We start from the raw sequence: 13,279 nt of genomic DNA, 5'->3' as shown, positions 1-13,279 counted from the left end.
CTTGTTACACTATAGTAGCTTTGATTATATGTGTATTTTCAATACTTTTGGTTAATCGATTAAGCAAATATATTAAAAATTGTCAAACAAAAAAACCACTCTAAAAGATATTGCTGTTAAGCTAAACATATCTACCGCTGCTGTTAGTAAGGCTTTGCGTAACGACTCTAGAATTAGTAAAAAAACCAAAGAGGCTGTAAAAAAAATAGCAAAAGAGTTGGATTATCAGCCAAATAACCTTGCTAGTGCCCTACGTAGTGGTAAAAGTAATTTGGTTGGCGTAATGGTGCCAAGTACCAATAGTTCTTATTTTTCATCGGTTTTACAAAATATAGAAGAGGTATTAAACAGCAAAGGGTATAATGTTATTGTAACACAGTCTAACGAGTCTTACACTAAAGAATGTAACAATATAGACACACTACTTTTTACGCAAGTAGATGGTATTATTGCTTCTATGGCAAATGAAACGGTGGATTTAGACTTTTTTGAAAAAATAAAAACCAAAGGCATACCTCTTATTTTGTTTGATAGAGGTGAAAACGATTTAAATGTTGATTACATTGGTATTAACGATTATGATAGTAGCCATATGATTGTTGACCATTTGGCTCAAAAAGGTTGTAAAAAAATTGCTCATATAGGCGGATTTAAACACACACGTATTTTTAACAACAGAATTAGAGGTTATGTTGATGCTCTACACAAACACAATTTTACTTTTATTGATGATTATGTAAGCGAAAGTAACCTTACTATTGAAGATGGTAGAATACAAATGAAAAAATTACTTGCCCTACAGAACCCACCAGATGCTGTATATGCTGCTAGTGATTATGCTGCTCTTGGTGCTTTGCAAGTTTTAAAAGAAGAAAATATAGCGGTGCCTAATACTATTGCGCTTGTTGGTTTTGGTAACGAACCCTTTACCACAATGGTTACACCTACCATAACAAGTGTAGACCAACATAGTGCAGAAATTGGTAAAATTGCTGCACAAACCTTTTTAGAATATGCAGACAAAAAAACAGCTACACAGCAATTAAACAAAAAGATATTAGAGGCTAAACTTATTGTTAGAGAATCTTCTTAAGAAACTCATTAGTTTTTTTATTTTTACTTAAAATTAAGAGATTTTAGTTATAATATGAAAAGAACAAAAGTAAATTTAAGCAATTGGGAACGCACAGAACACTATAATTTTTTTTCTGCTTTTACTGAACCTTTTTTTGGTATTACATTAACTATAGATTGCACAATAGCATTAAAAAAAGCTAAAAAAAAAGAAACTTCATTTTTTTTATATTATTTGTACAGAGCAACAAAGGCTGCTAATATGGTTGAAAACTTTAGGTACAGAATTATTGATGATAACGTTTATTTATATGACAGCATAAATGCATCCCCCACAATAGGCAGAGATAACAATACCTTTGGTTTTTCTAACATTATATATCATAAAAACGAAACTGAATTTATTAAAAATGCTAAAGAAGAAATAGAAAAAGTTAAAAAGGGAACTACACTATTTCCTACTCCAAAAGATAGTGACGACTTTAATGCAGTAATACACTTTTCTGCCCTTCCTTGGTTAAATTTCACTAGTATGTCACACGCCAGAAACTATAACTTACCAGACAGTTGCCCAAAAATATCCTTTGGTAAAGTAGTAAGTATAAATAACAAGCAACAAATGTCTATTTCTATACACTTACACCATGGATTAGCAGACGGGTACCACGTATCTCTTTTTGCCGAAAAATTTCAAGAACTTATGAATTCTTAAATTAAGTATCTTAACCTAGATGCTGCTTGCTCTGCTGTAATATCTCTTTGTGGCGACCCAAACATTTCATACCCAACCATAAATTTTTTAACTGTTGCACTGCGTAATAATGGTGGGTAAAAACTCATATGCCAATGCCAATGGCTATTATCTTTACCGTTTGTTGGTGCTTGGTGTATACCACTAGAATAAGGGAAAGAGGTATTAAATAACTTATCATAGGCCTTTGTAATAACAGAAATTGCATCTGCAAAAGCTAAAGATTCTGTATTAGATATTTGACTAATATTGTTGTATTGTTTTTTGGGAACTATCATTACCTCAAAAGGCCAAACAGCCCAAAATGGGGTTAATACAATAAAATCTTCATTCGTATAAATTATACGCTCATTAGCCTCTATTTCTTGTTGTAAATAATCTCCTAAAAGACTTCTTTTATTTTTAGCGTAGTACTCTTTTTGCTCTTTTTCTTTTTTTAAAATTTCGTTAGGCAAGGTAGACTGTGACCATATTTGTCCGTGTGGGTGTGGATTACTACACCCCATAACAGCTCCTTTATTTTCAAAAATTTGAACATAATTAATAGTGTCATTACTACCAAGCTCTACATACTCTTTTTGCCAAGTTGTTACTACTTTATTAATGTCTTCTACAGCCATATCTGCCAAACTCTTAGAGTGGTCTGGACTAAAACAAATTACTTTACAAATACCTTGCTCACTTTCTGCTTTAAACAAACCATTATTTACAGAAAAGGTTTTAGAATCTGTTTGTAGTGCTGCAAAATCATTAGTAAACACAAAAACATCTTTATAATCTGGATTTACTTCTCCGTTAATTCTAGTATTTCCTGCACATAAATAACAACTAGGGTCGTAAGCAGGCCTTACCTCATTAGACACAGCCTCGTTTTGTCCTTGCCAAGGTCTTTTTGCTCTGTGTGGAGAAACCAATACCCATTCTCCTGTTAATATATTAAAACGTTTATGCGAAAAATCTTGTAAATCTGTATTCATTATATTGTAGAATTCTGGTTGTTTTATTTTATTTTTTGTGTGCCGTTAGATAGCTTTACGTTATAAATAGAGCAGTTAGTACCAAATTCTTTTTTAAACGCTTTAGCAATTTCTTTTTTAAATGATTTTATCTCTGACTTTAAAATTAGGTTAATAGTACAGCCTCCAAAGCCGCCACCCATCATTCTTGCCCCTAATATATTAGAATTGTTTTTAGTTTTATCAACCAAAAAATCTAACTCCTTACAACTAACTTTAAACTGTGTGCTTAAACCATTATGAGATTGGTATAATAAAGCACCTAACTCTTGTATATCATCTGCCTTAATAGCTTTTGAAAAAGAAGTTACACGCTGGTTTTCTTCTATAATGTATAACGCTTTTTGGTAATCTTCTTCTGTAATATCTGCTTTTATCGTATTTAAATCTTGTATTGTAGCGTCTCTTAAAGCTTTAACATTTAACTTTTTAGAAACTTTTTCACAAACCTCTCTTCTATCATTATAAGCACTCTCAGACAAGTCATGCTTTACGTTTGTATTAATTAAAAGTAGCTTATAGTCATTAAAATTTAGTTTATATAATTTAGACTTTACTGTTCTACAATCTAGCAAAAGAGCACTATTTTTAACACCAAACATACTTGCATACTGGTCCATAATTCCGCATTTAACACCTGCATAATTGTGTTCTGCCTTTTGCGAAATTAAAATCATTTCTTCTTTAGAAATTCCAAGTTTAAATAGTTTATTTAAGCCATAAACAACACTATTTTCTAATGCTGCAGAAGAAGATAAACCTGCACCACCGGGTATATTACCTGCAAAAACAATATTAAAATTGCTTAACTCTATTTCTCTTTTTTGTATTTCAGATACTACACCCAAAATGTAATTACGCCACCCACCATTTTGTAAAGGAGCAACACTTTGTAAGCTAAACTCATAGGTTTCTTCTTTATTTAAAGCATAAACTGTAGATACATTTTTTTTTGTTTTTTGTATGGCTAAGGCAATACCTTTATTAATTGCTGCCGGAAAAACAAATCCGTCATTATAATCTGTATGCTCACCAATTAGATTTATTCTTCCTGGAGAAAAAACCATAAGTGGTTTAGTTTTAAATGTATGTTTAAAACTATTTTTCACCTCTTTTAGTAACTTTTTATTCATGTTATAGTGAGTTTCTAACAATTAAACTATTTGGGTTTTCTATTTGTATATTTTCATTAGATAAAATCATTTGTGCCAAACGCTCTCCCATAGTGTAAAAATTGGTAGATATTGTAGTAATACCACCTTCTACAACCTCTTTAAGCAAACTATCATTGTAACAAATAATTCCTATATCCATACCTAAAACAAGTTGCTGTTCTTGTATTTTTTTTAATAGTAAAATAAGTGCTCTATCATCTAAAATAAAGTACAACTCTCCCTTAACAGGCACACGATTTTGCAGTGTGCTAATTTGTTCATGAGCTATAGTTTTTGTGGCACAAAATGCATTAAAGCCATCTAATATACCTTGCGGCTGTTTCTCTTTTGAAAACAGCAATATCATTTTTTGATATTTAGAAATTAACGAGGCACTCTCTAACAAACCATTTAAAACATTTTTTTTAAAATTTTGATAGATAGACGGATAAGCTTTTAACTCGGCATTAGTTTGATCTAGAATATAAACATTATCCTTAGGTAGTTTTTCTACAACATGACCAATATTTTGGAGATTTGCAGGCATAATAACGTAGTAAGAGTACGCTCCTATATTGTCATATATAAGCTTGCTAAAAATATCTGAATTAAAGTGATGAAAAAAGATATCTACCTGTACATTATCTCCTAATGTATCTAAAAAAGAATTGTATAAATCTTCTTTAAAAGAATTAAGCTCATCAAATAATAAAAAAACCTTTTGTACTACATTAACATCTTCTGTGTTTAAGTAATACCCTTTACCTGCAATAGATTGCACTATACCACGTGTTTTTAACTCATTAAAAGCCATTAAAACCGTATCTCTAGAGAGCTTATGCTTATCTCTTATACTATTTATAGATGGCAATTTATCTCCTTTTTTTAAAGCACCACTTAACACAGCCTCTTCTATAGATGCTACTATTTGCTTGTACTTTGGAGTGCCAGAATTACCCTTTACCGAAACTATACTCATAAGGCAAATATAAAATAAAAACACAACAAAACAAACTGGTAGGTACTAGTATGGTTTTTTCAAAAAAAATTCTTAATATAGCTACTTCAAATTAGACACAACTAAACTTATAAATGATGAAAGAAAAGATAATAGTTACTGGAGGCTGTGGATATATAGGCTCTCACACAGTTATTGAGCTGCTAAAAAGTAATTTTGAAGTTGTAATTTTAGATGATTTATCTAATTCTACCGAAAAAACAATTGATAGAATATCACAAATTACTGGCAAAACACCAACTTTTATACATATAGATTTAAAAGAAGAACTACAAACAAATAAAGTATTTGCCGCGCATAAAAATGCATTTGCAGTTATACATTTTGCAGCACATAAAGCAGTAGGAGAATCTGTAACAGAACCTCTAATGTATTATAAAAACAACTTTTATTCGCTTATAAACACATTACATGCACAAACTAAAAACAATATAAATAATTTTATATTTTCTTCATCTGCTACTGTTTATGGTTTACCTAAAACACTGCCAATTACAGAAAAAAATAAAACAAAACGTCCGTTTTCTCCATACGGAAACACAAAAAAAGTAGCCGAGGAAATTTTAGAAGACCTTACTAAAGCAAGCGTAAATTTTAATGCAATATCCTTACGCTATTTTAACCCTATAGGCGCTCATGAGTCTGGCTTAATTGGCGAATTACCAACAGGTATACCAAATAACCTTATGCCCTATGTTACGCAAACAGCTGCTGGTATTAGAGAAAAATTAATGGTTTACGGTAATGACTACCCTACAAAAGATGGCACGCCTATTAGAGACTATATACATGTAGTTGATTTGGCAATAGCCCATGTATTAGCAGTTAAGAGGCTTGTAAAAAATAAACAGGAAAAACAGTTTGAGTGTTTTAATTTAGGTACTGGTGTTGGATACTCTGTGTTAGATATTATTAAAACCTTTGAAACAGTAACAAACTCTAAACTAAATTATGAGTTTACAAGCAGAAGAGATGGTGATGTACCTAAATTATATGCAGAAACAAAATTAGCTGCCAAAAAATTAGAGTGGACACCTACTAGAGAACTTAGTGAAATGATTAGTTCTTCATGGAAATGGGAACAAAACGTTAGAAAAGAACAAGCATAATGATACACACAAGACCAACATTATCACAAATATCTAAAGCCTTAGACTTATCTATTTCTACCATATCTAAGTCTTTATCTGATAGTCCAGAAATAAGCATTAGTACCAAACAAAAGGTACAAGAATTTGCACGTAAATGTAACTACAGACCTAATAGCTTTGCTGCAAGTTTAAGAAGAGGATATACCAAAAATATTGGTTTAATTATACCAAGTGTACTAAACCCATTTTATGCAAAAGTTTTGGTTGGTATAGAAAAGCATTTAGATGAAAATGGCTATAAGCTTTTTACTAGCATTAGTAACGAGTCTGCAGAAAAAGAATCTCATTACTTACGTTTTTTAGGTAGTGGTTATGTAGATGGTGTAATTATATGTGTTTCTAAAGAAACAGCAATAACTAATAAATACCAACATATAAATACCCTTATTGCAGAGGGCACACCGCTTGTTTTATTTGACAGAATTAGTAATTTAAAAAAATGTGATAGCGTTATTATTGATGATTACAAAGCTTCATTTAAAGCTACAGAGCACCTAATTATAAATAAAAAGTGTAAAAAACCAATAATGGTTTCTTTAATACACCAATTAGAACATGGTAAATTAAGGGCTAATGGTTTTATAGACGCACTAAAAAAACACAATATACCTACAAAAAATAGCATTATTACTGCTGCTACAATTGAAGAATTATCCAGTAAAATAAAACTTGCTTTACAAAAAAATAAAGCAGACGGAATTTATGGTGCTAATGATTTGGCTTTAGAACAAGCAATGACTATTGGTAATAGGTTACAAACCAATAAAATTGCATATACTGGCTTTTGTAACAATTCTAAAACCGGATGGAATACTGCCTTAAAAATTATAAATCAGAATGCAGAAAAAATGGGTAAAGAAGCTGCTAAATTGGTGCTAGAGCGTATTAAAACAACAAATAATAAAGAATTTTATACTAGAACAATTACAGCAGAATTTGTGTAAAAAATAGCTCTTCAAAAAATTATTTTTAACAAGAGTGCATATACTTCACACTCTTGTTAAAAAATATATTTAAATGAAATTTATATCATTTGTCCACCAGACACTTCTATACGTTGAGCATTAATCCATTTTGCATCATCTGTACACAAAAACGCAACAACACTACCTATATCACTAGCAATTCCTACTCTTCCTAAAGCCGTTTGCGAACCAATAAAATCATTTAAATCCTTATTGTCTCTTACGGCTCCGCCACCAAAATCGGTTTCAATAGCACCTGGAGCTACTGTATTCACTCTTATTTTATTTTCTCCTAACTCTTTTGCTAAATATAATGACAATATTTCCACCGCTCCTTTTGATGCTGCATAAGCTGCATAACCAGGTAAAGTAAACCTAGTTAAGCCGGTTGAAACATTTACTATTCCGCCTTCATTATTTAAATAAGGTAATATTTTTTGAGTAAGAAAAAAAGGTGCTTTAAAATGAATATTAACCATTTCATTAAATTGGTCTTCTGTTGTATTTTTTAAAGACTCATTAATACCAATACCAGCATTATTAACTAAAAAGTCTAATTTATCTGCATTAAAAACATCTTTTAATGTAGCATTTAAACTCATAAAAAAAGAATCAAATTTTTTGCTGTCATCCACATTTAATTGTAACGCAGCTGCTTTATTTCCTAATACCTCTATTTCTTTAACAACAGCTAGTGCACTAGTTTTACTGCTCTTATAAGTTAAAATAACATCTAACCCTTTTTTAGCCAAACTTATAGCCATATTTTTACCTAGACCACGGCTGCCACCTGTTACCAAAACAATTTTATTTTGTACCATAATATTTTATTTTTTAATTAAAGTACAAAGGTCTTTAAATACTAAAATTATTAACTTACTAAAAACAAAGAGATAGTTGTAAATTTCAAAGAAGTTAATTAGTTTCTAAATTTATTAGGTGAAAAGGAGGTTTGTTTTTTAAAAAAGTTTGAAAAATGGGCTACTTCATCAAAACCTAAAGAGTATGCAATTTCTGACACAGACCAATTGGTTTGCTTAAGCAAGTATTTAGCTTCTTGTGTTATTCTATTAGCAATAAAATAAGTTGTAGTATTACCTGTAACCTCTTTTAGTGTTGTATTTAAATGGTTTACATGCACCGCCAACCTATTTGCATAATCTTTAGCAGATCTAAGTTTTAATTGTTGCTGCGTACTTTCTATAGGAAATTGTCTCTCTAACAACTCTAAAAATAAAGATGTAATTCTTTTTGATGCTGTCTGTGCTGTGTACAAAGCAGTATTAGGTTGTAGCTTTTGTCCAAAATGAATAATTTCTAAAATATAATTCCTAATTAAATCATATTTGTAAGCATAGGACGAATCTATTTCTGCTTGCATTTTTTTAAATAACACAGCTAATTCTTGATACTCTTTTTTTAGTTAATTTAAATACAGGATAGCCTCCAGAGTTAAAAATTGGTAAATCATCTAACACTACACCTCTTTTAGATTTTATTAAAAATTCATCTGTAAAAACACAAAATTTTCCTTTCTGTTTAGCATCTAAAGGCTCGTATCTATAAGGTATTTTTGGTGAACCAAATAGCAAAGCATACTTATCTATATTTATAATTTTATCTGCATATTCTGCTTTATTTTTTCCGTTGATAAGGCTAATTTTATAATACATTCGCCTATTGTAAGGCATTACATTATCTTTTTTTAAATTAGCTAACATATCTGGTATATTAAAAATATTAAAGTGTCCAATATACTTACCAATCTCCTCAGGAAGTTTGGCATTTATCTCTTTATAAAAATCTTCAATAGTAGTTACCTTCATTATAATTTATTGTAAAATTCAAATATATAATTATTCTTCGCAATCAATTTTTAATTATAAACAAAAGCAAATATTGATGTAATAAATAGCACATTTTAACAATAACTTAACCAATTAGTCTAAATTCTTTAGTAACTAAATTTTAATTTATAAATTGTACTAGCTAAAACTGTGCAATCATTTATGAGGAAAATAATCTCCCTTGTCTTTTTATTCATTTTCTGTACATCTACTTATTCACAAGATTCTCCTAAAGAATACAACTTTGTTAGTATAAAAGAAGGTATTTCTAAAGTTGGTGTATCTACCATAGTACAAGATCATTATGGCTTTATTTGGATGGGCACCAATGGCGTTGGTCTTTACCGTTATGATGGTATAGATTACACGTATTATAAGCACGTTTTAAATGACACTACCTCATTAAGTAGTAGTCTTGTTTACTCATCATACTTAGATAAAACAAACCGACTTTGGTTTGGTACTGAAGAAGGCCTAAACCTATATGACAGAGATAAAGATCAGTTTAAAAAAATATACCTAACTGCAGAAGAAAAAGAAAATAAAATAAATATTCCTATACGTAGTATAGAAGGAGATAATAACGGAAACTTATTTATTGGCACAGTAGATTTAGGGTTGTTTAAACTAAACTTAAAAACACTAAAAGCAGAAAAAATTGAAAACCAATATAAATATTTACCCGTAGATGTTTATGCCTTAAAGATTGATAAAAACAATAAAATATATGCTGGTACAAGTATAGGGTTACAAGAGTACGACTCTAACACCAATAAACTTAAGCAATCTCTATTAAATACAGAAGATAATTCATCAGCCATAAAAGAGGGTATACAATCTTTATTGGTTGATAAAAACAATAATATTTGGGTAGGTACTATAGATGATGGTTTGTATAAAATAGATCATCTATTAAACACCCGCAATTACCCTATTTCTGACACTAAGATTTTTTCTATGATTCAGTTGCCTGACAATACTATAATGTTGGGTACTGAGAATAACGGACTTTTTCATATTAACACCAACGGTAGCGTTATTAAAAACTATTTATCTAGTAAAACTGATGAAAAAAGTATTTTATACAACTCTATTTGGTCATTATTTTTAGACACAAATGATCGTATTTGGATGGGCTACTACAACTCTGGAGTTGCGGTTTATGACAAGTTGTATGACAAGTTTAATAATATAGAAAGCCTTAATAATACACCAAACTCATTACAAATAGGCTCTGTAACATCTATTGTACAAGACAGCAGCGGTAAACTTTGGATTAGTATGGATGGCGGTGGTATAGATATTTACAACCCAACAACTAAACATTTTACACACATAAATAAAAAAGAAAATAGCACTTATAGTGGTTTAACTAGTGATTATATTGAAGGCCTTTTTATAGATAGCAAAGAAAACATTTGGGCTGTTAGTTGGGATAACGGCATTTATATGCTTAAAAAAGGAACTAACAAGTTTATAAATTTTAATATTACTAATACAGGAGGCAAATTAGAATCTAATACCGTTTTAAGTATTGATGAAGATTCTGAAGGAACTATTTGGATTGGCTCCTTTTATGGCGGGTTACACTCATACAACCCAAAAACTGAAAAAATTACACAGCACAATACCGAAATTTTTGTGAAAAATGGCATTACCAATAGTGATATTTGGAAAGTATTGGTAGATAAAGAAGATAACATTTGGCTTGGTACAACACTAGGGTTATTTCGTATTAAAAAAATGACTAACGGCAACTTTATAGTTACTTCTATGACCAAACGTATGTCTAAAGAATATAAAAACCAAGCAAGTGCAAATCATATTTTAACCCTGCATGAAGATAGCCTAGGTAACATTTGGATAGGTACAAAAGGAGCTGGCTTGTGCAAACACAACCCAAAATTAGACACTTTTAGTTGGTACAATAAGTTTAATGGCTTAACAGAAGAAAATGTTTGTGGTATTATAGAGTGTAAAGAAGGTAATATATGGGTTACTGGTAATTCTGGAATATCTAAAATAATGGTAAATCAAAATAAAATTCTTAATTACACAAGTAATGATGGTTTACTGTCTAACGACTTTAATATTAATGCCACATATAAAGACAGTAAGGGACAATTGTATTTTGGCAACTACAAAGGAGTAGATTATTTTGACCCAAAAAAAATACAAACAAACAAAAATCTTACTTCTATTTACCTTACAGATTTTAAGCTATTTAATAAAAAGGTTACTCCTACACAGGCAAACTCACCTTTAAAAAAAGTTATTTCAGAAACAGATAGTATTAGCCTTACCAACAAACAATCTGTATTTACTATAGAGTATTCTGGTATTAATTACACAAGACCAGAAAAAAACGAATATGCTTATTATTTAGAAGGATATGAAAAAAACTGGAATTATGTAGGTGCCACAAGAAATGCAACCTATACTAATTTAGATCCTGGCAACTATACTTTTAAATTAAAAGCCTCTAATAATGATGGGGTATGGAATGAAGACCCACTGGAATTAAAAATTACAATTTTACCTCCTTGGTGGAAAAGTGTTTGGGCAGTTATTGCTTATATTTTATTGTTTTTATTAGGTGTTTACATACTTAATAAAATGACCCAAAGCAGAATTAAAGAAAAACAAATTATTAATAACGAAAGAGATAAACGTTTACAAGAAAAAGATTTAGACGAGAAAAAATTTCAATTTTTCACCAACATATCACACGAGTTTAGAACTCCGTTAACGCTAATATTAAATCCTTTAAAAGATATTTTAAATGATACTAGTCTTAACCTGCCTTCTAGAACAAAGGATAAACTTAAAATTATACACAAAAACACAGACCGTCTTTACCGCTTAATAAATGAGTTGTTAGATTTTAGAAAGCTAGAACTAAACAGAGTAAACATTAAGGTTAGACAATTAAACTTAGTTGCTTTTACAAAAGAAATAGTTAGTCATTTTACAGAAGAGGCTAACTCTAAAAACATTAACCTATGGGTAAGTTCTGCTTTAGAAGATTTACCTATTTGGGCAGATGAAAATAAGTTAGAAAAAATTATTTTTAATATTCTTTCTAATGCTATGAAGGTTACGCCAAATGGTGGTGCAATTAAAATAAAATTAGAGCCAAAAAACAAGCTAACAATACTACCATTAGTAAACCCAATATCACCTGTAAAGGCAATAAAAATAACAGTATCAGACACTGGTCCTGGATTAAAAAAGGAACAAGTAAAACGCATTTTTGAGCGTTTTTATCAAGTAGACAATCTTAATAAAACGTATTATGATGGTACTGGTATTGGCTTAGAGGTTGTAAAAAGTTTTGTACAACTACATAAAGGCAAGGTAGAGGTTAATAGTACCGTAGGTAAAGGCACAAAGTTTAAAGTAATATTACCTGCAGGTAAAGCTCATTTTACCGAGGATGAAATTGTACCAGATATTGCTAGTACAACTATTACCAATAACAAAATTACAAATAGTGATAAAACCAAAGATACTGAAGAAGATATAGACAATGCTCCTAACCTACACACGCTTTTAGTAGTAGAAGATAATACCGAGTTAAGAAACTACATAAAAAACGAATTTAAACACCTGTATAAAGTGCTTACGGCTGTTAATGGTACAGAGGGATTAAAAATTGCTAAAGAATCTTTTCCAGATGTTATTATTACAGACGTTATTATGCCAGAAATGAATGGTTATAAGTTTTGCCAAAGTATTAAAAACGATCTTAAAACAAGTCATATTCCATTACTAATGCTTACTGCAAAAGCAAGAATAGACGACCGTATAGAAGGTATAGAAACTGGTGCAGATGCCTATATGGTTAAACCTTTTGATATGCGTCTTTTAAAACTAAGGGTATCACAATTAATAACAAGTAGGCAGCTTATTTTTAACAAATATTTTAGTTTAATTAATGATGTCCCTAAAAACATAAACACTACATCATTAGACAAAGAATTTATACAAAAAGTATTGGTTTACATTAATGATAATATTGATGACCCAGAACTAAATGTAGAGTCTTTAGCCTCTGAGTTAAACTTAAGTAGAAGTCAGTTTTACCGTAAAATAAAAGCGTTAACCAACCAAACAGCTAGTGAGTTTTTACGTAACATACGCTTACAAAAGGCTAAACAAATTATAGAAATGGGCAACACAAACATTAGCGAAGTATCATACAAGGTAGGATTTTCTTCTCCTTCATACTTTACTAAATGCTTCAAAAACTATTTTGATATGCTACCAACAGATGTTAAACCTACTAATACATAATAGTATT

9 protein-coding genes and 1 pseudogene are annotated in these 13,279 nt (G+C 30.3%); 5 read left to right on the top strand and 5 right to left on the bottom strand.

Annotated elements, in window-relative coordinates; translation table 11 throughout:
* The first annotated feature begins 79 nt into the window (after positions 1 to 79).
* Entirely contained in the window at positions 80 to 1,093 is a 1,014-nt protein-coding gene (locus CELLY_RS11870; RefSeq protein ID WP_013621923.1) for a LacI family DNA-binding transcriptional regulator, read from the top strand.
* Positions 1,094 to 1,147: 54 nt separating this feature from the next.
* The gene (locus CELLY_RS11865) at positions 1,148 to 1,786 is read left to right on the top strand and encodes a chloramphenicol acetyltransferase (RefSeq protein ID WP_013621922.1); all 639 of its coding nucleotides are present in this window, start codon (positions 1,148 to 1,150) and stop codon (positions 1,784 to 1,786) included.
* Here the strand turns inward: CELLY_RS11865 and CELLY_RS11860 are convergent.
* The 3 genes from CELLY_RS11860 to CELLY_RS11850 are packed head-to-tail and all read right to left on the bottom strand — an operon-like array spanning position 1,783 to position 4,974.
* Positions 1,783 to 2,802, bottom strand: a complete 1,020-nt coding sequence (locus CELLY_RS11860; protein ID WP_013621921.1) for a UDP-glucose--hexose-1-phosphate uridylyltransferase — start codon at positions 2,800 to 2,802, stop codon at positions 1,783 to 1,785. The two genes, CELLY_RS11865 and CELLY_RS11860, sit on opposite strands and share 4 nt — an antisense overlap.
* 23 nt (positions 2,803 to 2,825) lie before the next feature.
* Positions 2,826 to 3,974, bottom strand: a complete 1,149-nt coding sequence (gene galK / locus CELLY_RS11855; RefSeq protein ID WP_013621920.1) for a galactokinase — start codon at positions 3,972 to 3,974, stop codon at positions 2,826 to 2,828.
* 1 nt (position 3,975) lies between these two features.
* Positions 3,976 to 4,974 (bottom strand): winged helix-turn-helix domain-containing protein, encoded by a 999-nt coding sequence (locus CELLY_RS11850; RefSeq protein WP_013621919.1) that lies wholly within the window; start codon positions 4,972 to 4,974, stop codon positions 3,976 to 3,978.
* A gap of 113 nt (positions 4,975 to 5,087) precedes the next feature.
* Here CELLY_RS11850 and galE point away from each other — a divergent pair, with 113 nt between their 5' ends.
* Together galE and CELLY_RS11840 are read left to right on the top strand one after the other, a co-directional pair.
* Positions 5,088 to 6,122, top strand: a complete 1,035-nt coding sequence (gene galE, locus CELLY_RS11845) for a UDP-glucose 4-epimerase GalE (protein ID WP_013621918.1) — start codon at positions 5,088 to 5,090, stop codon at positions 6,120 to 6,122.
* Positions 6,122 to 7,108, top strand: a complete 987-nt coding sequence (locus CELLY_RS11840) for a LacI family DNA-binding transcriptional regulator (RefSeq protein WP_013621917.1) — start codon at positions 6,122 to 6,124, stop codon at positions 7,106 to 7,108. The genes galE and CELLY_RS11840 overlap by 1 nt, the downstream gene beginning before the upstream one ends.
* An 80-nt stretch (positions 7,109 to 7,188) precedes the next feature.
* On the opposite strand, the gene CELLY_RS11835 is transcribed toward CELLY_RS11840, so the two are convergent.
* Positions 7,189 to 7,950: an SDR family NAD(P)-dependent oxidoreductase gene (locus CELLY_RS11835; RefSeq protein ID WP_013621916.1), complete on the bottom strand. Its 762-nt coding sequence runs from the start codon at positions 7,948 to 7,950 to the stop codon at positions 7,189 to 7,191.
* Between the two features lie 98 nt (positions 7,951 to 8,048).
* A pseudogene (locus CELLY_RS17350) lies at positions 8,049 to 8,955 on the bottom strand (helix-turn-helix domain-containing protein).
* 183 nt (positions 8,956 to 9,138) lie between these two features.
* Between CELLY_RS17350 and CELLY_RS11825 the strand changes: the two are divergent.
* Positions 9,139 to 13,272, top strand: a complete 4,134-nt coding sequence (locus CELLY_RS11825; protein ID WP_013621915.1) for a hybrid sensor histidine kinase/response regulator transcription factor — start codon at positions 9,139 to 9,141, stop codon at positions 13,270 to 13,272.
* Positions 13,273 to 13,279: the final 7 nt, after the last annotated feature.

This window comes from Cellulophaga lytica DSM 7489, assembly GCF_000190595.1.
GTDB lineage: Bacteria > Bacteroidota > Bacteroidia > Flavobacteriales > Flavobacteriaceae > Cellulophaga > Cellulophaga lytica.
This window is presented reverse-complemented; position numbering and strand designations above follow the sequence as displayed.